Genomic DNA, 22,681 nt, shown 5'->3' with positions numbered 1-22,681 from the left:
GACGCGCGATGAACTTCTTCGAACACCAGGACCGCGCCCGCAAGCAGACCGGGCGCCTGGTCCTGCTGCTGACCGTCGCGGTGGTCTGCCTGGTCACCATCACCAGCTTCGCCCTGGGCTGGCTCTGGCGTCACCTGGGTGAGCCGGCGCTGCACCTGACCTCCCGCGCCTCCCTGCCCGACCCGGAGCTGTACCTGTCGGTGGCCGCCGTGATCATCGGTGTGGTCGTGCTCGGCGCGCTGTACAAGCAGGTGCAGTTGAGCGCAGGCGGCAAGGTGGTGGCCGAGAGTCTCGGCGGTCGCCTGCTCAACCTCAGCGCCGGCAACGCCGATGAGCGCCGTCTGCTCAACGTCGTCGAGGAAATGGCACTCGCCTCTGGCTCGCCAGTGCCGCCGGTGTACGTGCTGGAAGATGGCTCGATCAACGCCTTCGCCGCCGGGCTGACGCCACGCGACGCGGTGATCGGCATCACCCGTGGCGCCATCGAGCAGCTCGACCGCAACGAACTGCAGGGCGTGATCGCCCACGAGTTCAGCCATATCCACCACGGTGACATGCTGCTCAACACGCGGCTGACCGCCCTGCTCCACGGCATGCTCCTGCTCGGCCTGATCGGCGGGATGCTGCTGCGCGGCTGGAGCGAAACCAGCACCGGCATCCGGGTCAGCAGCCGGAGCAGCAGCAACGACAAGAACGGCGGCGGCAGCGTGGTGTTGCTGGTGATCGGCGCCGGCGTGGTGCTCTATGTGCTGGGCTATGTCGGCACCTTCTTCGGCCAGCTGATCAAGGCGTCGGTGAGCCGCCAGCGCGAGTACCTGGCCGACGCCTCGGCGGTGCAGTTCACCCGCGATCCCTCGACCATCGCCGGCGCGCTCAAGAAGATCGGCGGCAACCCGCTGGGCGCCCTGCTCAGTGCGCCACGCGCGGCCGAGTTCAGCCACATGTACTTCGGCGACGGCGTGGGCAGCAGCTGGTTCGACACCCACCCACCGCTGAAGGATCGCATCCGCCGCGTCGATCCGGGCTGGGATGGCCGCTACCCGAAATTCGAGCCGCGCCTGGACGTGGCGCTGATGAACCAGGAGGCCTGGACTGCCGCCGTCACCGGCCAGCCTTACCAGCCCAGCGCCGTGGAAATGGCCGTGACTGCCGTGGGCGCGCCGACTGCCGCGCACCTGCTGGAAGCGCGCAGCACCCTGCAACGTCTGGATGAGCGCCTGCAGCGCGCCGCCCATGACAGCGAAGGTGCCGAGGCACTGATCTACGGCCTGCTGCTGGACAACGAACCCGGCCTGCGTGCGCGCCAACTGGAAGCAATCAAGCAGCGCCTGAACCTGAGCCTGGCGCTGCAACTGGACCTGCTGGAAGAGTCGTTGCTGCGGCTCGACCCCGGCCAGCGCCTGCCCTTGCTGGACCTGGCGATGCCGGCACTCAAGCAGCTGGACGCCATGGCCTTCCTCGCCCTGCGCGAGAACATGGCGCTGCTGATCAAGCTGGACGGCAAGGTGAAACTGCTGGAGTGGACCCTGCTGCGCATCGTCGAACGCAACCTGCGACCGGGCAGCGGGAAGATCGGCAATGTGGCGCTGGCGGAGCTTGCCGAAGAGTCCGCGACGCTGCTGGCCTTCCTCGCCCGCGTCGCTGAAACCAGCGATGCGGAAACCGCACAGGCATTCTCCGATGCCTGGAACGGTCTACCCTTCCCGCCTCGTCCCATGCCGGCGGAAGGCAGCCTGCGCGACCTGGAAGGCGCCCTGAAGAAACTGGAGCAACTCAGGCCGCTGCAGAAGCCGCAACTGCTCAAGGCGCTGGCGCGCTGCATCGAACACGACGGGCGCATCAGCACCGGCGAGGCGGAACTGATGCGCGCGGTGGCGGATATCCTAGATTGCCCGATGCCGCCGTTGCTGGCGGCCTGAGGTTCCAGCACGCAGGGCGCATAACCCGGAACGGGTTATCCGCCGATACCATGACGGCGGATAACGCTGGCGCGTTTTCCGCCCTACGATCTTGCCGCCCTCTGCGGCGGATGCAGGAAAACTGCTTTGTAGGATGGTGTGGAGCGCAGCGATACCCATCGCTTACCGCGCACCGAAGCAGCATGGGTATCGCAAGCTCCACCCATCCTACGTTGGTACTTCACCCGTAAGTTCGATTTGGATGAAAACGCCAATCGCGCGCGGGCGTTTCTGCAGATCAGCACCATCGGATACGTAGTCACCCGCATATCCGCCGTAACCTCATCTCCCTAGGATGACCAGCATCACGGATGCCGGATATTCCCCATGCCCCACATCGCCATCGACTACACCGCCAACCTCACCGACGACCTCACGCCACTCGGCCTTCCACAGAAGCTCCACGAAGCCGCGCAGAGTCTCGGTGTGTTCCCCGTCAACGGCCTGCGCACCTTCGCCCGCGCCATCGGGGAATACCAGGTGGGCGCGAACACTAAGAACGAAGCCTTCATCAATATCCAGGTCCGCATCGCCCCCGGCCGCCCGGAGGAGTTGCGCCAGCGCATCGTCGACACGCTGTTCGCCACCGCCGAGCAGACCCTCGCCGCGCTCATCGAAAAACGCCCCGTCGGCCTGCAACTGGAGATCACCGAGTTCGACCGCAGCCTGACCCGCATGGCCGGCAGCCTGCCCAGCGCCTGATTCGGCACGAAAAAAAAGGGCCTCCGCAGAGGCCCTTCTTTCATTCGCTCAACCGCGCATCAGGCACGGCTGGCGACGCTGCCCTGCTCTTTCGGAGCCAGATTTTTAGGAGCAAGGTTCAGCGCGTAGTACAGCACCGTCAGCAGCACCAGGAACGCCGGGCCGATGTACAGCGCGATGCGGGTGTCCTCGAAGAAGGCCATGAGCACCACCACCAGCACCAGGAAGGCCATGGCGAGGTAGGAGCTGAGCGGGTACAGCCACATCCTGAACTGCAGCTTGCCGGCTTCGGCGGCGGAGAGGCCGCGGCGGAACTTCAGCTGCGCCAGCAGGATCATCGCCCAGGTCCAGATCGCACCGAAGGTGGCGATGGAGGTCACCCAGGTGAACACCTTCTCGGGTACCAGATAGTTCAGCAGCACGCCCAGCAGCAGCGCGAAGATCGACAGCAGCAGCGCATTGCGCGGCACGCCGCCCTTCGAGGTCTTGGCGAACACGGCCGGGGCCTGGCCATGCTGGGCGAGGCTGTAGAGCATGCGGCCGGTGCTGAAGATGCCACCGTTGCAGGACGACAGCGCGGCGGTGATCACCACGAAGTTGATGATGCCGGCGGCGGTCTTGATGCCCATGCGCTCGAAGGTCATCACGAAGGGGCTGCCCTGGGTGCCGATCTCGTTCCAGGGGTAGATCGACATGATCACGAACAGCGCGCCCACGTAGAACAGCAGGATGCGCCAGAACACCGAGTTGATCGCACCGGGGATGGTCTTCTGCGGGTTCTTCGCTTCACCGGCGGTGAGGCCGATCATCTCCACGCCCAGGTAGGCGAACATCACCATCTGCAGCGACATCAGCACGCCGGTGATGCCGTGGGGCATGAAGCCGCCGTTGCTCCACAGGTTGGAGATGCCGGTGGCAATGCCACCGTTGCCCAGGCCGAAGAAGATCATGCCGGCGCCGGCCAGGATCATGGCGACGATGGTGACGATCTTGATCAGCGCGAACCAGAACTCGAATTCACCGAAGGCGCGCACGGCGATGAGGTTGATGGTGCCCATGCTCGCCAGCGCGGCCAGCGCCCAGATCCAGCGTGGCACGTCAGGGAACCAGATGCCCATGTAGATGGCCACCGCGGTGATTTCCGCGACGCAGGTCACCAGCCAGAGGAACCAGTAGTTCCAGCCGGTCAGGTAGCCGGCCAGCGGGCCGAGGTAGTCCTGCGCGTAGCGGGCGAAGGAGCCGGCCACCGGATTGTGCACGGCCATCTCGCCGAGGGCGCGCATGATCACGAGAATGGCGAGACCGCCGATGATGTAGGAGAGCATGATGGCCGGGCCGGCCATCTGGATGGCCTTGGCGGAGCCAAGGAACAGGCCGACGCCGATGCAGGCGCCCAGGGCCATGAGACGGATGTGCCGCTCGTTGAGATCCCTTTGGAGATCGTGGGACGACATGGTGATGCAACCTCATTTTGTTCTTGGGAGTAATCAGCTGCGGACTCTGAGTGCAGTCAGGGTGCGGAACCACCGGAAAGGCTTCGCCACCGCGCCGGGAGGCACGGAGAGAGAAGTGTCTGGCAGTTCCAGGACGGCACACCGGAAGAGGCTGCCCGCTCTTGTGAAGCGGACGTGGGCATTGCGGGAGGACCACGGCTGAGGTCGCGGGCGAGTGTTACACAAGTGTGTAGGAAACGTCTGCACCACCAAGGTGCAATGTGACCAAAGGAATAGCGGCGTATCGCCACATCCACGCGCCCGGCCAGCACCGTTTTAGAGCGGTTCAGCCCGCCAGCGGCTGCAGTTCCAGCAACAGCGAGCAGGCCTGGCCGGTGCCCGTATGGCGCGGTTCGCGCAGCTGCCGCAAACGCCAGCCGCTGGCGGCCAGCAGCGCCAGCCAGGACTCCAGGGTGCGGAAGAACCAGGGCATCGGTGAGCGGAACTCGCCACCGAATGCGGCGAAGGTTTCCAGCCGCCAGCCATCGGCATAGGGCTCGTCGCCGCAGGCGGTCCAGGGGTGAACGGTCTGGATCAGCAGCCGCCCGCCGGGGTTGAGCCGCTCACGCAATGCGCCGAGCAACGGCGCGATGGACTCATCGAGCAGCGCGAAGTTGCAGACCAGCACGTCGAACTGGCCCAGGCTGCTGCCGGACTCGATCAGCGCCACGTAATCCATCACCTCGAAGCGCCCCTCGCCTGCCGCCTGCGCCGAATCGATCAGTGGCGCCGAGGCATCCACGCCGACGCACTCGCTGCCCCGCTCCGCCAGCGCGCGACACAACCAGCCTTCGCCGCAGCCGATATCGAGCACGCGCCGCGCCGGGCCATCGGCGATAGCGCCGAGGATCGCTGCGTCAGTGACCAGCCGCCGGCTTTCGATACGCTGCTCGCGCACCGCACGGGTCCAGGCATCGGCGTTGGTCTGCCAGCTCTGGCGGATTCGGGCGTCGTGATCGGTCATGGTCTGCTCCGTGCGATCGCGCGCATGGCGCGCATGGCGCGCTCCTACAAAGGCTTCAACACCTTGGGCACCGCCAACCCCTTGGGTGGCGGCGTCTGCGGCAGCGCTTCACGGCAGCCGGCGTCACGGAACGGCCCGCCGATCTTCTGCCAGCCACTGCCCGGCGACGTCTGCTGGCAGGTGTAGGCGCCATCGAGCTTGCTCTGCCAGCGGTAGAACGGCATGGGCGCCGCCTGGGCGCTCAAGGACGCCAGCAGCAGCGCTGCCAGAGGCAGAACACGGGGCAGGCTGCAAGGCAGAAAAGGCGAACGCATGGGCAAGGGTTCCTGTCGAAGTCAGTACATTGCACCTGCTGGCCGTCGGCAAATCAATCCGCACGGCCATGAACGGTGCCAGCCGGTGCGCAGTTTTTTTGCCGCCGACTACGCTGGAAGTTAGGAAAGCCGCGGGGGAAGCGGGTTTCGCGGCGCCAGGATGGCGCCGGCCATCACGTGGGCGGAGTCCGCTACCTGGGCTGTCGTACAAGCAAGGGCGGGGCGTGAAGATGGGCAACTCGAAGCATTCCGGTACGCAAGTGGCAGGTCAACCGGGAAGTCTGGGGCCCGGCCTTTCCCCGCAGAAAGTGCATCACCACCGTTTCCTCATCCTCTTCCTCTTTCTCCTGCCGTTGCTGGCCGCCATGGGCGCGGCGCTGCTCTATGAAGCGCGCACCTCCAAGCTGCAGGCGCGCGAGCTGGCACGCTACGCCACCGGGCTGACCTGGAGCCTGGAACAGGGCGGCACCGGCGACGTGGTCTATCCCCAGGGCGGCCCCTTCGACCGGCGCCTGGGTTACCAGCAGCTGCCGAGCTTCCTCGGCCGCTTGCACGAACGCAATTTCGTCACCCTGAGCCAGGCGCGCTTCTCCGATCCGCTGATGCAGTACACCAGCCACGGCATGTTCCCGCCCTACCCGGAGAAGGCCCAGGCCGGCGTCGACATCGCCGACTGCCGCGGCCTGCCGATCTACAACTTCCGCTACCCGCAGCGGCTCTACGCCAACTTCGAGAGCATCTCGCCGGCCATCGTCAACAGCCTGCTGTACATCGAGAACCGCGACCTGCTGGACCCCGACCGTCCCTACCTGAACCCGGCCATCGACTGGAGCCGCTTCACCCAGGCTTCGGTGGCGCAGGTGGGCAAGCTGGTCGGTCTGGGCAACCACGCGCCCGGCGGCAGCACCCTCGCCACGCAGATCGAGAAGTACCGCCACTCCGAGGATGGCCGCACCAACTCCATCACCGACAAGCTGCGGCAGATGGCCTCGGCCAGCGTGCGCACCTACCAGAACGGCGCGGAGAATATGGCCGCGCGGCGCAACGTCGCCCTCACCTATCTGAACTCCGTGCCGCTTTCGGCGCAGCCCGGTTACGGCGAAGTCAGTGGCCTGCCGGACGGGCTGTGGATCTGGTACGGCGCCGACTACCAGCAGGTCAACAAGCTGCTCAACGCCCCGCCCGGCTCCGGCGCCGAACTGGCCGCCCAGAGCAAGGCGCTGCGCCAGGTGGTGTCGCTGATGATCGCCCACCGCCGGCCGTCCTGGTACCTGGCGCGCGGCCGAGAACAGCTCGCCGTGCTGACCGACAGCTACCTGCGCCTGCTGGCGCAGAACAACGTGATCGCCCCCGAACTGCGCGACGCCGCACTCAAGCAGAAGCTTACGTTCCGCGATCCGCGCAGCGAGCCGAGCTTCACCCCGTTGGAGAACAACAAGGGCATCGGTCTGGCCCGCACCCGCCTGGCCGGCATGCTCGATGTGCCGCTGTATGACCTCGACCGCTTCGACATGAGCTTCACCACCACCCTGCAGCATGAGTTGCAGGAGCAGGTCACCGGTTACCTGCGGCATCTGTCCGACCCGGAATTCGCCGAGCAGATCGGCCTGTTCGGCGAGCACCTGCTGTCCAAGGACAAGACCAAAGACGTGCGCTACAGCTTCACCCTCTTCGAGCGTACTCCCAGCGGCAACCGCGTGCGCGTGCAGACCGACAGCACCGAGCAACCCTTCGACATCAACGAAGGCAGCAAGCTGGAACTGGGCTCCACCGCCAAGCTGCGCGTGCTTTCCACCTACCTGGAAACCATCGCCGACCTGCACCAGCTGTACGCTCCGATGAGCGTGGCGGAGCTGAAGAAGGTGCCGGTGGAGCCGCTGGATTTCCTTACCCGCTGGTCCATCGACTACCTGATCACCGCCAAGGACCGCGACCTGCCGGACATGCTCGCCGCCGCGCTGCAGCGCAAGTATTCCGCCAGCCCCTACGAGAGCTTCTTCACCGGCGGCGGCATCCACACCTTCAGCAACTTCCGCAAGGAAGACAACGGCCGCATCCCGACCCTGCAGGACGCCCTGCGCGAGTCGATCAACCTGCCCTTCGTGCGCCTGCTGCGCGACCTGGTGCGTCACGACATCTACGCCAACGAGGGCAGCAAGGTCGCCGTGCTCGCCGACGACAAGGACCCGCGCCGGCAGGACTACCTCGACCGCTTCGTCGACAAGGAAAGCCAGGTCTACCTGCTGCGCTTCTGGCAGAAGTACAAGGGCAAGGACAACGACGCGCGCCTGAGCACCTTCCTCGACGGCCTGCGCGCCTGGCCGGTGCGGCTGGCGGCGATCCACCGCTACCTGCAGCCGCAGGCGGATGTCCCGACCTTCGCCGCCTTCCTGCAGGATCGCCTGAAGCAGGGCAAGTACGCCGGCGACAAGCTCACCGACAAGCGCATCGAGGACCTCTACACCCGCTACGGGCCGGGCGCCTTCAACCTCAACGACCAGGGCTACGTGGCCCGCGTGCACCCGCTGGAACTCTGGCTGCTGGGCTACCTGCAACGCCAGCCGGCAGCGACCTTCGCCGACGCCGTGGCCGCCAGCAGCGCCGAGCGCAAGGAAGTCTATGGCTGGCTGTTCAAGTCGCGGCACAAGTACGCCCGCGACAAGCGCATCCGCATCATGCTGGAGGTGGAAGCCTTCCTCGACCTGCATGAACAGTGGAAGCGCCTGGGCTACCCGTTCGACCACCTGGTGCCATCGCTGGCCACCGCGCTGGGCAGCTCGGGCGACCGCCCGGCGGCGCTGGCGGAGCTGATGGGGATCATCCTCAACGATGGCGTGCGCCTGCCGACCCTGCGCATCGACAGCCTGCACTTCGCCGCCGCCACACCCTATGAAGTCACCCTCGGCCCGGAATCCGGCAATGGCCGCCAGGTGATGCGCTCGGAAGTGGCCCAGGCCCTGCGCACGGCGCTATCCCAGGTGGTGGATGCGGGCACTGCGCGGCGTCTGTCCGGCACCTTCAAGCTGGCTGATGGCAATGCACTGGTGATGGGCGGCAAGACCGGCACCGGCGACAACCGCATCGAGAGCGTCACCCGCAGTGGCTGGGTGAAGAGTTCGAAGGCGATGAACCGCACGGCGACCTTCGTCTTCTACATCGGCCCGCGCCACTTCGGCACGCTCACCGCCTACGTGGCGGGCAGCGAGTCGGACGGCTTCAAGTTCACCTCGGCGCTACCGGTGCAGGTGCTCAAGGGCATGGCGCCGCTGCTGACCAGCTACCTGGAGCCAGGGATCAGCACCGGCTGCCAGGAGCGGCTGGATAATCTGCGGGTGAGTTGGCGCTGAGTGCCGCACCGATTGGCTTCGCCCCCTCACCCTGGCCCTCTCCCGGAGGGAGAGGGGACTGTTCCGAGCACTCTGGCATTACTGCGCTAGCCGGCTGGCTCGGTTTGTATTCAGTACGTAGGGCGAATAACCCGGAACGGGTTATCCGCCGATACCACGACGGCGGATAACGCTGGCGCGTTATGCGCCCTACGATCCTGGCTTCATTCATATCTGCCGCGCCGGACGGCCCCCTCTCCTCGGGGAGAGGGCTGGGGTGAGGGGAAAGCCCAGGCGCCGATACATCCCTGAACCGTAGGAGCGGACTTCGTCCGCGATGGTTTCAGGCGCGAGGCGGGCCAATCGCGGACGAAGTCCGCTCCTACACACGCCCCGCCATCAGTTCTTCTGCACGCTCTTCACGTACAGCGCCTCGACCTGCTCCCGCGCCCACGGCGTGCGGCGCAGGAAGGTCAGGCTGGACTTGATGCTCGGGTCGTTCTTGAAGCAGCGCACGTCGATGCGCTTGGCCAGTCCGTCCCAGCCGTACTGCGCCACCAGCTGGTTGAGGATGGCTTCCAGGGTCACGCCATGCAGCGGGTTCTTCGGTTTGTCGTTCATCTTCGGTGCCGTCGTGGAGAATGCGCGGCACCTTACCATCAAGCATCAGCCACCGGCGATCAGGCCCGCAACCCGGCCACGCCCGCCACGATCAGGGCGACCGACGCCAGCTTGGTCAGGGTCAGCGCCTCGCCCAGCAGGACGAAGCCGAAGAACACCGTCCCCAGCGTGCCGATGGCCGTCCAGACCGGATAGGCGATGCTCACCGGCAACTGGCGCATCGCCAGGGTGAGGAAGAAGATCCCGCCGATCACCGCGACCACCGTCACCACGGTCGGCAGCGGTCGGGTGAAGCCCTCGGCGTACTTCATCGACACCGCGAACATCACCTCGAACACCGCCGCCACCATCAGCATCGCCCAGGCCATCACGCACGCGCCCACTCGCTCTCGGCGAGATCGGCCAGGGCCTGCTCGGCCTGTTGATAGGAAGCGCGGAAGGCTTCGGGATTGCCCTCCTCGCCCTCCGCGGCGATCACCTGCACGTCCTCTATGCCGAGGAAACCCAGCGCCACACGCAGCCAGGTATCGGCGTGGTTCATCCATTCCAGCTCGCCGCCCGGCCCCATGCCGGCGCCGCCGCGGCTGGTGACGATCAGCGCCTTGCGCCCCTTGAGCAGCGGTTCGTATTCCGCCTCGCCGTCCTTCAGGTGCAGGTCGAAGGTGCGGCCGATGCGGACGATCTGGTCGACCCAGGCCTTCAGCCCGCTGGGCACGCTGAAGTTGTACATGGGCGTGGAGATCACCAGCAGGTCGTGGGCGAGCAGTTCATTCACCAGCTCCTCGCTCAGCGCCAGCTCGGCCTGCAACTCGGCCGGGCGATGCTCTCGCTGCGGGTGGAAGGCGGCGGCGATGAAGCCTTCGCTGACGTGGGGCAGATCGGCACGGCCGACCTCGCGGCGGGTGAGTTGCGCCTGCGGCAGCGCGGCGAGAAAGCCCTCGGCCAGGCGACGGGAATGCGAGCGGTCGGCGCGGGGGCTGGCGTGAATGGCGAGAATCCTGTTCATCTGTCGTTCCTTGCTGAAGGTGTACACTGCGGAAGCCCTGATTGGCCTCCTGTTGCCGCCTAAGCTATTTCCAGCCGTATTGCCGGACAACTGAGGGGATTTCCTTCCAGATGAATTCAACTCATCCATGGAGCGCACCATGTTCGCCAACCTGCCGCTTCCCGCCCTGCGCACCTTCGAATCCGCCGCGCGCCAGCTGAGCTTCAAGGCCGCCGCCCAGGAGCTCGCCGTCACGCCCACGGCGGTGTCCCACCAGGTGCGCGCGCTGGAGGAATGGTTGGGCCTGCCGCTGTTCGAGCGCCTGCCACGCCAGGTGCGCCTGACCGAAGCCGGTGAGCGGCTGTTCCGCAGCCTGCATGGCGCGCTACTGGAGGTATCGCAATCGGTGGACAGCCTGCGCCCGCAGCGCAGCGCCAGCAGCCTGACGATCTCCACCACCCCGGCCTTCGCCGCGCTGTGGCTGGTGCCGCGCCTGGGGCGCTTCTACGCGCGCTACCCGCACATCCGCCTGCGCCTGGACAGCCAGTGCGAACTGCTCGACCTGCAGCAGGACGCCAGCGTCGACCTGGCGATCCGCTACGGCTTCGGCGACTACCCGCGCATGCACAGCCAGTTCCTGCTGGCGGAGCGCTTCGCCGTCTATGGCGCGCCGGCACTGGTGGCCACCGCCGACGTGGAAGTAGCGGAGATGATCAGCGTGCGCTGGCACAACTCCGAGCTCTACGAGCGCGGCTGGAAGGCCTGGTGCCAGGTGGCCGGCGAGCAATGCCTGCTGGCCCAGGCAGTGCAGCGCGAATACGACGAGGAGTTCTACGCCCTGCAGGCGGCCATCGCCGGGCAGGGGCTGGTGCTGGCCAGCTCGCTATTGGTGTCCGAGAGCGTGGAGAAAGGCCTGCTGGTGCCCTACCGCCCCGACATCAACGTGCCCGGCGCCCGATACACCGCGCTCTGCGTACCGGGCCGCGAGCGTCACCCGCCGGTCCGCGCGTTCCTCGACTGGTTGGCCGAGGAAGCCGCGCAAGCCGCCGACCCGCTGATCGACAACGCTGCCTGAGCCTGCCGCTGCGCCCGCGCAGGGCGGCATTCGCCGTGCGCGATGGGCAACCCGTGGGTAGAATCAGGCCCGCCGCAACAACAATTCTTCTTTGCCAGGGACACGTCTTTCGCGTGATCCGCAGGCACGGCCTGAGCCCCACTTCACCTCAGGATTCCCATGACCACCGTGCAAGAAACCCGCTCCGGCAGTTGGCTGAACGTCATTGCCCTGGCCATCGCCGCCTTCATCTTCAACACCACCGAGTTCGTCCCGGTGGGCCTGCTCAGCGACATCGGCGCGAGCTTCGACATGCGTCCCGAACAGACCGGGCTGATGCTCACGCTCTACGCCTGGGTCGTGTCGCTGGCCTCGCTGCCGCTGATGCAGCTGACCCGCAACATGGAACGCCGGCGCCTGCTGGTGGTGATCTTCTGCCTGTTCATCGTCAGCCACGTGCTCTCGGGCTTCGCCTGGAACTTCACGGTGCTGATGATCAGCCGCTTCGGCATCGCCTTCGCCCACGCGGTGTTCTGGTCGATCACCGCGTCGCTCGCGGTACGTGTGGCGCCGCCGGGCCAACAGGCGAAAGCCCTCGGCCTGCTGGCCACCGGGACCATCCTGGCGATGGTGCTGGGCATCCCGCTGGGCCGCGTGCTGGGCGAAGCGATGGGCTGGCGCACCACCTTCCTGGCGATTGCCGGCGTCTCGGTGGTCGTGGTGCTCTGGCTGGCCCGCGCGCTGCCGCTGCTGCCGAGCCAGAACTCCGGCTCGCTGCGCAGCCTGCCGCTGCTGTTGCGCCGCCCGGCGCTGGTGTCGATGTACGTACTCACGGTGCTGGTGATCACTGCGCAGTTCACCGCCTACAGCTACATCGAGCCGTTCGCCCGCGAGGTCGCCGCACTGGACAGCCACAAGACCACCCTGCTCCTGCTGCTGTTCGGCGGCGCCGGGATGTTCGGCTCGATCCTCTTCAGCCGCTACAGCGAGCGTTTCCCCCGCGCCTTCCCGTGCCTGGCCATCGCCGTGCTCGGCGGCTCGCTCCTGCTGCTGATGCCGCTGGCCCATTCGCCCACGGCATTGCTGGGGCTGAGCCTGTTCTGGGGCGCGGCGATCCTCTGCTTCGGCCTGGCGCTGCAGGCCAAGGTGCTGCAACTGGCCCATGATGCCACCGACGTGGCCATGGCGATGTTCTCCGGCCTGTACAACGTCGGCATCGGCGGCGGCGCGTTGCTGGGCAGCCGCGTGGCGGTAGGCATGGGGCTGGAATGGATCGGCTACGTCGGCGGCGCGCTGGCGGTGGTCGGCCTGCTGCTGTGCCTGTTCGCCTGCTGGCGCTTTGCGGCGGCGATGAGCGGCGGGCACGCATCCAGCTGACACTCCAACGCTCCAGGGAGCTCCACCCATCCTACAAGAGCGCATCCGGTCAGCGCGAAGCACATCACCGGACACCCCAACGAAAAAGGCCGCGCCCCTCACGGAGCGCGGCCTTTTTCATTCAGCGAAGACTCAGCGGCTGGTCACGGCAGTGCCGGTCGACTGAGTGGCTTCGGCGTATTCCGCCTCGGCTTCCTCGAAGCGCTGGATCATCGCCTTGGACGGCGCGGAGCCGAGCAGGCTGAAGACCACGATGGAAACGCTGGAGAGGATGAAGCCCGGGATGATCTCGTACAGGCCGAGCCAGCCGAACTGCTTCCAGACGATCACGGTGACCGCACCGACGATGATGCCGGCCAGCGCGCCGTTGCGGGTCATGCCCTTCCACAGCACGGAGAACAGCACCAGCGGACCGAAGGCGGCGCCGAAGCCGGCCCAGGCGTAGGACACCAGGCCCAGGACGCGGTTTTCCGGGTTGGCGGCCAGGGCGATGGACACCAGCGCCACCAGCAGCACCATGGCACGACCGACCCACACCAGCTCCAGCTGGCTGGCGTTCTTGCGCAGGAAGGCCTTGTAGAAGTCTTCGGTCAGCGCCGAGGAGCACACCAGCAGCTGGCAGCTCAGGGTGCTCATCACCGCGGCGAGGATGGCGGACAGCAGGATGCCGGCGATCCACGGGTTGAAGAGGATCTTCGCCAGCTCGATGAAGATGCGCTCGTGGTTCTCGCCCACGGCGCCAGCCTGCTCCGGGTGCGCCTGGAAGTAGGCGATGCCGAAGAAGCCGACGGCCACGGCGCCGCCCAGGCAGAGGATCATCCAGGCCATGGAGATGCGGCGGGCAGCCGGGATCGACTTCACCGAATCAGCGGCCATGAAACGCGCCAGGATGTGCGGCTGGCCGAAGTAGCCCAGGCCCCAGGCCATCAGCGACAGTACGCCGACGAAGGAAGCGCCCTTGAACATGTCGAAGTTCGCGGCGTCCTTCAGCTCGATGGCGGCGAAGGCCGGGTCGATACCGCCGGTGGCGAGCAGCACGAAGATCGGCGTGAGGATCAGCGCGAAGATCATCAGCGAAGCCTGCACGGTGTCGGTCCAGCTCACCGCCAGGAAGCCACCGACGAAGGTGTAGGCGATGGTCGCGGCGGCACCGGCCCACAGGGCGGTCTCGTAGGACATGCCGAAGGTGCTTTCGAACAGGCGGGCGCCGGCGACGATGCCGGAGGCGCAGTAGATGGTGAAGAACACCAGGATCACCAGCGCGGAGATGACGCGCAGGATGCGGCTGTTGTCCTCGAAGCGGGTGCTGAAATAGTCCGGCAGCGTCAGGGCGTTGCCGTTGTGCTCGGTGTGCACACGCAGGCGACCGGCGACGAACAGCCAGTTCAGGTAGGCGCCGCAGATCAGGCCAATGGCGATCCAGCTTTCCGAGATGCCCGACAGGTAGATGGCGCCCGGCAGACCCATCAGCAGCCAGCCGCTCATGTCCGAGGCACCGGCCGACAGCGCGGTGACGAAGCTGCCGAGGCTGCGACCACCGAGGATGTAGTCGGAGAAGTTGTTGGTCGAACGGTAGGCAGCCAGGCCGATCAGAACCATGGCCGCGATGTAGATCACGAAGGTGATCAGTGTTGGCGTGTTGACGCTCATGGGGACTCCCCTACAGCTTGTTTTTATCCGGGACCGCGGGGTATCGCGGCCCCTTGACTGGCAGCCGGCGTGGTTGACGCCGACCGGTTAGCGCTTGCTCACAGGCAAACCGGGTTGCGCGTGGCACCAAACCGGCACCGAACCGCTACGCATCCCGACGCAGGCACGCCCTCGTCCTTGCTGGCGTCTTCCTGCAGCCACCGTCTCACCACGGCGACCTCCGTCCCGCCTTCGCCGGTAAGCGAGGTGCGGGCCGTTTCCCGGGCTGGGCCCGGTGATCCATCAGGCGCCTGAACGGGCGCCAGCACTGCGGCAATACCTGGCGCGCCGTCCCGTGGACGGGCAGCACTGCTTGCCGGAGCGATTCGAAACTGGGTTCACGCGCGCATGGAGGTGCGGCAGGGGGTAGCCGGTACGCGAGGGCGCGGATTGTACAGAAAGCATCGGAGCGAATGGCGCCGCTGGTCCGAGGGCGGACGGCGCAGGACCACGGGCGGGCGCTGCGGGCCGGGCCGTGGAGGGAGTGGCGCAGCCAGGTGCAGGCGCGCTACAGGCAAAGACAAAACCGGTGATGGGCATGCTGCCCCTCCCGCGTATCGAGCTGGCTGTTGTTCTTGGCTTGACCGGGTTGCACCTTGGAGCACCAGCAACGCGGTGGGCGGACTCTATGGGTTGCACCCAACGAATTTCTTGCTGAAAGCTCTGGAGTTCTTGCAAAAGACTCCAGCACCCAAAGGTCGGCAGCTGACCGTTCGATCAGCAATCCAGGACGCGCAGGCTAGCGGATTCAGCAGCGGCGCAGGCTGCCCGGGGTCAAGCCGAGGTATCGGCGCATCGCGGTGGTCAGCGCGCTCTGGCTGGAGAAGCCGCATTCGCCGGCCACGCCGACCAACGGCAGGTCGGTTTCCCGCAGCAGGCGCGCGGCGCGGTCGAGCCGCTGGCGCAGCAGGTACTGGTGCGGCGTGAGGCCGACGCGATCCTTGAACTGCGCATGGAAGTGACTGGGGCTCAGGCAGGCGACCTGGGCCAGTTCAGCCACGGTGATGCGCCGGGACAGGTGATCGCCGATATAGCCGTCCAGCCGCTCCAGGTCCAGCGGCCCGCTGCGCGGCGCACGGTCTTCGCCGAACAGGCGCAGGTGCAGCGCGCGCAGCAGCAAGCCGCCCAGGGCACGGGCGAGCAATGGGTCATCGCCGTAGCGGGCGATCTCCGCGCCGGCGTAGCTGAGCAGGTGCTGGAAGTCCGCATCCAGGGTCGGGTAGCGCGGCACCTCGAACAAACGCGCCAGCAGCTCGCGATCCTGCTCGCCGGTGCCGGCCTCGTTCAGATCGAGGATCAGCATGCGGTTGTCGCCGAGCCCGGCGAACTCGTGGGCGACATCGCCCGGCACCAGGCAGGCGCGCATCCGGCAGACCTCGCCACCGGCGCCGCCGATCTCGAATTCCGCGCGGCCGCTCAGGGCCAACACCAACTGGTGATGGCCATGGGCGTGCTGGTCGGTCTGGTCGGACAGCGTGGCGAGGCGGGTATCGAACATGGCGCTGGACTGATCAAATTTTGAGCATGGTACGGGATTCGACCGGGCCTGCCCAGCGCACAGGTGCAACCGGGCGCAACTCCAGGGGCTAGCAAGCACGAAAGCATCTAAGCCGGAAAATCTTACTAACCGACGGATATGTTATGTTATAACAAATAACACATTCCCATTTCCCCTCCTCCGCCGCCTGGCGCATCCCTGACCACGAGGGAGGGGTTCGCTTTGCCAGAAGAAAAACCAGGAGTTCGTCATGCCCCCATCCCTTCCCCGTCCGCGCTGGCGTCTAGCACCGCTGGGCCTCGCCCTGTGCGCCGGCGCCCCCTCGCTGGCCGATGCCGCCCCCACCGAACTGGAGCCCCAGGTGATCACCGCCAACCCGCTGGGTGATGCCTCCCCAGCCGCCCCCAGCAGCGTCCTGCGGGGCGACGAGCTGACCCTGCGGCAGAAAGGCAGCCTGGGTGAAACCCTCAATGGCACGCCGGGCGTGTCCTCCACCTGGTTCGGCCCCGGCGCCAGCCGCCCGGTGATCCGCGGCATGGACGGCGACCGCATCCGCCTGCTGCGCAATGGCGTGGGCGCGCTGGACGCCTCGTCGCTGTCTTACGACCACGCCGTGCCGGAAGACCCCAACGTGGTCGAGCGCATCGAAGTGGTGCGCGGCCCAGCCGCCCTGCTCTACGGCGGCAATGCCATCGGCGGCGTGGTCAACAGCTTCGACAACCGCATCCCCAGCGAACCGGTGGACGGCATCCACGGCCAGGGCGAGCTGCGCTACGGCGGCTCGGACACCACCCGCAGCGCCGCCGGCGCGCTGGAAGCCGGCGACGGCAACTTCGCCCTGCACCTGGACGCCGGCTCCCGCGAGTTCAATGACCTGCGCATCCCCGGCTACGCCCATTCGGCACGTCAACGCCAGATCGATGGCGATGACGCGAAGCACCGCGTGAACAACAGCGACGGGCGCCAGGACAGCGGCGCCATCGGCGGCAGCTACCACTGGGATCACGGCTATGCCGGCCTGTCCTACAGCGGCTACGACAGCAACTACGGCTCGCCCGCCGAAGACGACGTGCGCCTGAAGATGCAGCAGGACCGCTACGCCTTCGCCTCGGAAATCCGCGACCTCGACGGTCCTTTCAGCTCGGTGAAGCTAGACGCCGCCTACACCGAGTACCAGCACAAGGAAATCGAGGACGGCGAGACCGGCACCACCTTCAAGAACGATGGCTACGAGGCTCGCATCGAGGCGCGGCACAAGCCCATCGGCCCGCTGGATGGCGTGGTCGGCGCGCAGGTCGCCAACAGCCGCTTCTCCGCGCTGGGGGAAGAAGCCTTCGTGCCGCACACAGAGACCGACAGCGCCGCGCTGTTCTTCCTCGAGAACTGGCAGGCCAGCGAGCGCCTGGCGCTGAACCTGGGCGGCCGCGTCGAGCACACGCGCATCGAGCCCAACGCCAAGGACAACGAGCGCTTCGCCGAGAACGACGGCTCGCGCAGTTTCACCGCCGGCAGCCTGTCCACCGGTGCCGTCTACAAGCTGACGCCGATCTGGTCGCTGGCCGGCACCCTGGCCTACACCGAACGCGCACCGACCTTCTACGAGCTGTACGCCAACGGCGCCCACGCCGCCACCGGCACCTTCGAAGTGGGCGACGCCGACGCGAGCAAGGAAAAGGCCGTTTCCACCGACCTAGCCCTGCGCTTCGACAGCGAACGCCACAAGGGCAGCGTCGGCGTGTTCTACAGCCGCTTCTCCAACTACATCGGCCTGCTGGCCAGCGGGCGCTACCGCGACGAGGAAGGCGCAGTGGTGGATGCCGGCGACGACGAGGCACTGCCCGAGTACCTCTACAGCGGCGTGAAGGCGGACTTCTACGGCGTCGAGGCGCAGGACCGCATCCACCTGGCGGACAGCCCCTACGGCCGCTTCGACCTGGAGCTTTCCGGCGACTACACCCGCGCCAAGAACAAGGACACCGGCGAAGCCCTGCCACGCATCGCCCCACTGCGCCTGAACAGCGCGCTGCTGTGGGAACTGCAGCAATGGCAGGCACGGGTCGGCGTGGAATACGCCGCCGACCAGAACCGCGTTCCGGAGAACGAGCTGCGCACCGACGGCTACACCACCCTCGGCGCCAGCGTCGGCTACCGCTTCGACCTGGGCGACAGCCGCTGGCTGGCCTTCGTCAAGGGCGAGAACCTGACCAACCAGACCGTGCGCTACGCCAGCTCCATCCTGCGCGACAGCGTGCCCGCCGGCGGGCGCGGTATCCAGGCGGGGGTGAAAGTGGCTTTCTGATCTCCTAGAGCTGACGCCCGGCGTAATCCCGGGCGAACTGCGCGGCGATCCGCCCGGACCGCGACCCGCGATGGGTGGCCCAGCGGATCGCCGCCTGCTCCCACTCCTCCTGCCGCACGCCGCCCAAGCCATGGGACTCGAGCCAGCGGGCGACCGCCTCCAGGTACTGCTCCTGGCTGAAGGCGTAGAAAGATATCCACAGGCCGAAACGCTCGGAGAGCGAGATCTTCTCTTCCACCGCCTCGCCAGGGTGCAACTCGCCACTCTCGCTGCGCTGGAACGACAGGTTGTCCTCGGCGCGCTCGGCCAGCAGGTGGCGGCGGTTGGACGTCGCGTAGATCAGCACGTTTCCGGACTGCCCCGCCACCGAGCCGTCGAGCACGGTCTTCAGACCCTTGTAGCCGGTCTCGCCGTCCTCGAAGGACAGGTCGTCGCAGAACAGGATGAAGCGCTCCCGGCGGTGGCGCAGCAGGTCGATGATCTGCGGCAGGTCGGCCAGGTGCTCCTTGTCGACTTCGATCAGACGCAACCCTTCGGCATGGAAGGCATGCAGGCAGGCCTTCACCAGCGAACTCTTGCCGGTGCCGCGCGCGCCGGTCAGCAGCACGTTGTTCGCCGGGCGGCCAGAGACGAACTGACGGGTGTTCTGCTCGATCAGCGCCTTTTGCCGGTCGACGTTGCGCAGGTCGTCGAAGCCGATCAGCGCCGGCTCGATCACCGGCGTCAGGCGCGGCTGGCCCTGGCGGTATTCCCAGAGGTGAGCGATGGCGCCCTCCTGCAGCGCCAGCTCGGGGCGCGCGGGCAGGGATTGTTCGAGCAACCGGGCGATACGGGCCAGTTGTTCGGCGATAACGGACATGTCGGTCATGGCGGGATCATCGATGCAGATGGGGACTGTTCAGCAGCCTAACGATGGCGGAAAGTGGTCGTCTAACGACAAACAGGCATCCAGATGCGAAAAAAGGACATTTCAGCCCAACCGCTGGAAAACCACGGCGACGAACGGGCCGCCAGCCCGGTGGCGGCCGTCGCCCTGGACTTCCCCGATGGGCATCAGGTGACTGCGCACAGCCATCACCGCGCGCAACTGCTCTACGCCGTGCGCGGCGTGCTGGTGGTGGGCAGCGCCAGTGGCCAGTGGGTGGTGCCGGACAACCGCGGCCTGTGGATACCCGGCGGCGTGGAACACTGGACGCGCATGGTCGGCGACGTGCAGGTGCGTACTCTTTATGTGGAGCCGGGCAGCGCGCCGCACCTGCCAGCGGACTGCTGCGTGCTGGCGGTCTCGCCGCTGCTGCGGGAACTGATCCTGGCGGCGCTGTCGATCAGTGGAGAGGTCACCCCGGACTCGCGCGACGGCCGCGTGCTGGGCCTGATGCTCGATGAACTGCGTGAAGACCCGATGCTGCCGCTACACCTGCCGCTGCCCGCCCATCCGCGCCTGCGAGCATTGTGCCAGGCTATCCAGGCCCAGCCCGGCGACAGCGCCAGCCTTACCGACTGGGCCGCCCGGCTGAATGTCGACAGCAAGACGGTACAGCGCTGGTTCTTCGGCGAAACCGGGCTGACCTTCGGCCAATGGCGGCAACAGGCACGGCTTCTGGCCGCACTGGAGCGCCTGGCCCTGGGCGAAAGCGTGCTGAGCGTGGCGCTGGAAGTGGGCTACAACACGCCCAGCGCCTTCAGCGCCATGTTCAGCCGCCAGTTCGGCCGGCCGCCCAGCGATTTCCTGCGGCCGCGCCCGCTAATCCGCTCGTAAGCTTCGTTCACACACAATCGGCCGCAACATCTCCGGACACATCCTTCCAAGCAATGGGATTGAAACCCCGAGCCGGTTTCCCCATCTAGACTGTCATGTTCAATCAGTCAGGTGCCTCATGAGCGACCACGACGAGATTCACGATATCCACAGTGCCGAAGAGGTCAGCAACACCGGGCTGGTGTTGCCGGGGCAGAACCTGCCGACCACGGTCTACGTCATTCCGATCCACAACCGCCCGTTCTTCCCGGCGCAGGTGCTGCCGGTGATCGTCAACGAGGAGCCGTGGGCCGAGACGCTGGAACTGGTCGCCAAGACCGAGCACCACAGCCTGGCGCTGTTCTTCATGGAGAACCCGCCGGAAGACCCGCGCCACTTCGACCCGGACAGCCTGCCCGAGCACGGCACCCTGGTGCGCGTGCACCACGCCAGCCGCGAGGGCGGCAAGCTGCAGTTCGTCGCCCAGGGCCTGTCGCGCGTGCGCATCCGCGGCTGGATCAAGCGCCACCGCCCGCCCTTCCTGGTGGAGGTGGAGTACCCGCACACCCCCAACGACCCGAGCGACGAGGTGAAGGCCTACGGCATGGCCCTGATCAACGCGATCAAGGAACTGCTGCCGCTCAACCCGCTGTACAGCGAAGAGCTGAAGAACTACCTCAACCGCTTCAACCCCAACGATCCGTCGCCGCTGACCGACTTCGCCGCCGCGCTGACCACCGCGCCGGGCGCCGAGCTGCAGGGCGTGCTGGACACCGTGCCGATGCTCAAGCGCATGGAGAAGGTGCTGCCGCTGCTGCGCAAGGAAGTGGAAGTCGCGCGCCTGCAGAAGGAGCTGTCCGCCGAGGTCAACCGCAAGATCGGCGAGCGCCAGCGCGAGTTCTTCCTGCAGGAACAGCTGAAGATCATCCAGCAGGAACTGGGCATCACCAAGGACGACAAGAGCGCCGACTCCGACGAATTCCGCGCGCGCCTGGAAGGCAAGACCCTGCCCGAGCAGGCGAAGAAGCGCATCGATGAAGAGCTGAACAAGCTGTCGATCCTGGAGACCGGCTCGCCGGAATACGCCGTCACGCGCAATTACCTCGACTGGGCGACCTCGGTGCCGTGGGGCCTGATGGGCGTCGACAAGCTCGATCTCAAGCACGCGCGCAAGGTCCTCGACCGCCACCATTCCGGACTGGAAGACGTGAAGGACCGCATCCTCGAATTCCTCGCGGTCGGCACCTTCAAGGGCGAGATCGCCGGCTCCATCGTGCTGCTGGTGGGCCCGCCCGGCGTGGGCAAGACCAGCATCGGCAAGTCCATCGCCGAGAGCCTGGGGCGGCCGTTCTATCGCTTCAGCGTCGGTGGCATGCGTGATGAGGCCGAGATCAAGGGCCACCGCCGCACCTACATCGGCGCCCTGCCCGGCAAGCTGGTGCAGGCGCTGAAGGACGTCGAGGTGATGAACCCGGTGATCATGCTCGACGAGATCGACAAGCTCGGCAGCAGCTACCAGGGCGACCCCGCCTCGGCGCTGCTGGAGACGCTCGATCCGGAGCAGAACGTGGAGTTCCTCGACCACTACCTGGACCTGCGCCTGGACCTGTCCAAGGTGCTGTTCGTCTGCACCGCCAACACCCTGGATTCCATCCCCGGCCCGCTGCTGGACCGCATGGAAGTCATCCGCCTTTCCGGCTACATCGCCGAGGAGAAGCTGGCCATCGCCAAGCGTCACCTGTGGCCCAAGCAGCTGGAAAAGGCCGGCGTGCCGAAGAACCGCCTGTCGATCAACGACGCCGCCCTGCGCGCGGTGATCGAGGGCTACGCCCGCGAGGCCGGCGTGCGCCAGCTGGAGAAAGTCCTCGGCAAGCTGGTACGCAAGTCGGTGATGAAGCTGCTGGATGACCCGGATTCGGTGGTGAAGATCGGCGCCAAGGACCTCGAGGAATACCTCGGCATGCCGGTGTTCCGCACCGAGCAGGTGCTCTCCGGCATCGGCGTCATCACCGGCCTTGCCTGGACCAGCATGGGCGGCGCGACCCTGCCCATCGAGGCGACGCGCATCCACACGTTGAACCGCGGCTTCAAGCTCACCGGGCAACTGGGCGACGTGATGAAGGAGTCAGCGGAGATCGCCTACAGCTACATCAGCTCGAACCTGAAGAAGTACGGTGGCGAATCGACCTTCTTCGACCAGGCCTTCGTCCACCTGCACGTTCCCGAGGGCGCCACGCCCAAGGACGGCCCCAGCGCCGGCGTGACCATGGCCAGCGCCCTGCTGTCCCTGGCGCGCAACCAGGCGCCGAAGAAGGGCGTGGCCATGACCGGCGAGCTGACCCTCACCGGCCAGGTGCTGCCCATTGGCGGGGTGCGCGAGAAGGTCATCGCGGCGCGCCGGCAGAAGATCTTCGAACTGATCCTGCCCGAGCCCAACCGTGGCGACTTCGAAGAACTGCCGGAGTACCTGAAGGAAGGCCTGACGGTGCATTTCGCCAGGCGCTTCGGCGATGTGGCGAAGGTGCTGTTCCCGGCCTGACGTCCCGAGGCCCGCTCCTATGAGGAGCGGGCTCTACTCCCTCCCGCAGGTTTACCCTCCCTTTTTTCAACTCTCTCGCTTGGTGGCGGCGCACTCTGCCGCCGCATCCGGCAAGCACAGACGT

General features: G+C 66.6%; 17 protein-coding genes. 8 read left to right on the top strand and 9 right to left on the bottom strand.

What is annotated here, in order from left to right; translation table 11 throughout:
- Positions 1 to 8 precede the first annotated feature (8 nt).
- Positions 9 to 1,919 carry a M48 family metallopeptidase gene (locus IB255_RS08030; protein ID WP_192210034.1) on the top strand — a complete coding sequence of 637 codons (1,911 nt, stop codon included), beginning with the start codon at positions 9 to 11 and terminating at the stop codon, positions 1,917 to 1,919.
- A 366-nt stretch (positions 1,920 to 2,285) separates the two neighbouring features.
- A complete protein-coding gene (locus tag IB255_RS08025) occupies positions 2,286 to 2,660 on the top strand; it encodes a 5-carboxymethyl-2-hydroxymuconate Delta-isomerase (RefSeq protein ID WP_192210033.1) in 375 nt (124 codons plus the stop codon).
- A gap of 59 nt (positions 2,661 to 2,719) precedes the next feature.
- Here IB255_RS08025 and IB255_RS08020 read toward each other — a convergent pair whose 3' ends face one another.
- From IB255_RS08020 to IB255_RS08010, 3 genes are all read right to left on the bottom strand, one after another.
- Entirely contained in the window at positions 2,720 to 4,114 is a 1,395-nt protein-coding gene (locus IB255_RS08020) for an amino acid permease (protein WP_139791530.1), read from the bottom strand.
- Positions 4,115 to 4,439: 325 nt separating this feature from the next.
- Entirely contained in the window at positions 4,440 to 5,117 is a 678-nt protein-coding gene (locus IB255_RS08015) for a class I SAM-dependent methyltransferase (RefSeq protein WP_192210032.1), read from the bottom strand.
- Positions 5,118 to 5,161: 44 nt separating this feature from the next.
- The gene (locus tag IB255_RS08010) at positions 5,162 to 5,431 is read right to left on the bottom strand and encodes a hypothetical protein (protein ID WP_151186144.1); all 270 of its coding nucleotides are present in this window, start codon (positions 5,429 to 5,431) and stop codon (positions 5,162 to 5,164) included.
- Between the two features lie 230 nt (positions 5,432 to 5,661).
- Between IB255_RS08010 and IB255_RS08005 the strand changes: the two genes are divergently transcribed.
- Positions 5,662 to 8,778, top strand: a complete 3,117-nt coding sequence (locus tag IB255_RS08005; RefSeq protein ID WP_192210031.1) for a transglycosylase domain-containing protein — start codon at positions 5,662 to 5,664, stop codon at positions 8,776 to 8,778.
- Positions 8,779 to 9,156: 378 nt separating this feature from the next.
- On the opposite strand, the gene IB255_RS08000 is transcribed toward IB255_RS08005, so the two are convergent.
- Genes IB255_RS08000 through IB255_RS07990 form a run of 3 tightly spaced genes read right to left on the bottom strand, consistent with a single transcriptional unit; the run spans position 9,157 to position 10,384 of the window.
- Positions 9,157 to 9,378, bottom strand: coding sequence for a VF530 family DNA-binding protein (locus tag IB255_RS08000; protein ID WP_081517655.1), 222 nt, complete (start codon positions 9,376 to 9,378; stop codon positions 9,157 to 9,159).
- Positions 9,379 to 9,437: 59 nt separating this feature from the next.
- Complete coding sequence (locus tag IB255_RS07995; RefSeq protein WP_081517654.1) at positions 9,438 to 9,746, bottom strand: DMT family transporter; 309 nt, start codon at positions 9,744 to 9,746, stop codon at positions 9,438 to 9,440.
- Entirely contained in the window at positions 9,746 to 10,384 is a 639-nt protein-coding gene (locus tag IB255_RS07990) for an FMN-dependent NADH-azoreductase (protein WP_151186142.1), read from the bottom strand. Before IB255_RS07990 ends, IB255_RS07995 begins: the two co-directional genes overlap by 1 nt.
- Positions 10,385 to 10,523: 139 nt before the next feature.
- Between IB255_RS07990 and IB255_RS07985 the strand changes: the two genes are divergently transcribed.
- Together IB255_RS07985 and IB255_RS07980 are read left to right on the top strand one after the other, a co-directional pair.
- Positions 10,524 to 11,438, top strand: a complete 915-nt coding sequence (locus IB255_RS07985) for a LysR substrate-binding domain-containing protein (RefSeq protein ID WP_192210030.1) — start codon at positions 10,524 to 10,526, stop codon at positions 11,436 to 11,438.
- A 159-nt stretch (positions 11,439 to 11,597) separates the two neighbouring features.
- Positions 11,598 to 12,794, top strand: coding sequence for a sugar transporter (locus IB255_RS07980; RefSeq protein WP_192210029.1), 1,197 nt, complete (start codon positions 11,598 to 11,600; stop codon positions 12,792 to 12,794).
- A 132-nt stretch (positions 12,795 to 12,926) separates the two neighbouring features.
- Here IB255_RS07980 and putP read toward each other — a convergent pair whose 3' ends face one another.
- Both putP and IB255_RS07970 read right to left on the bottom strand, forming a co-directional pair.
- Entirely contained in the window at positions 12,927 to 14,444 is a 1,518-nt protein-coding gene (putP, locus tag IB255_RS07975; protein WP_151186139.1) for a sodium/proline symporter PutP, read from the bottom strand.
- A gap of 787 nt (positions 14,445 to 15,231) precedes the next feature.
- A complete protein-coding gene (locus IB255_RS07970; protein WP_192210028.1) occupies positions 15,232 to 15,981 on the bottom strand; it encodes a helix-turn-helix transcriptional regulator in 750 nt (249 codons plus the stop codon).
- A 250-nt stretch (positions 15,982 to 16,231) separates the two neighbouring features.
- On the opposite strand from IB255_RS07970, the gene IB255_RS07965 reads away from it, so the two are divergent.
- Entirely contained in the window at positions 16,232 to 18,280 is a 2,049-nt protein-coding gene (locus IB255_RS07965; protein ID WP_192210027.1) for a TonB-dependent receptor, read from the top strand.
- 4 nt (positions 18,281 to 18,284) lie between these two features.
- Here the strand turns inward: IB255_RS07965 and IB255_RS07960 are convergent, their stop codons facing one another.
- The gene (locus IB255_RS07960; protein ID WP_081517647.1) at positions 18,285 to 19,148 is read right to left on the bottom strand and encodes an ATP-binding protein; all 864 of its coding nucleotides are present in this window, start codon (positions 19,146 to 19,148) and stop codon (positions 18,285 to 18,287) included.
- A gap of 84 nt (positions 19,149 to 19,232) precedes the next feature.
- Between IB255_RS07960 and IB255_RS07955 the strand changes: the two genes are divergently transcribed.
- Both IB255_RS07955 and lon read left to right on the top strand, forming a co-directional pair.
- Entirely contained in the window at positions 19,233 to 20,039 is an 807-nt protein-coding gene (locus tag IB255_RS07955; protein ID WP_081517646.1) for an AraC family transcriptional regulator, read from the top strand.
- Between the two features lie 118 nt (positions 20,040 to 20,157).
- Positions 20,158 to 22,557: an endopeptidase La gene (gene lon / locus IB255_RS07950; RefSeq protein ID WP_081517645.1), complete on the top strand. Its 2,400-nt coding sequence runs from the start codon at positions 20,158 to 20,160 to the stop codon at positions 22,555 to 22,557.
- Positions 22,558 to 22,681 lie beyond the last annotated feature (124 nt).

The sequence above is a fragment of the Pseudomonas sp. PDM22 genome (assembly GCF_014851965.1).
Classification (GTDB): domain Bacteria; phylum Pseudomonadota; class Gammaproteobacteria; order Pseudomonadales; family Pseudomonadaceae; genus Pseudomonas.
Note: the sequence above shows the minus strand (reverse complement) of the source record. Positions and strands in the feature narration are given on the sequence as shown.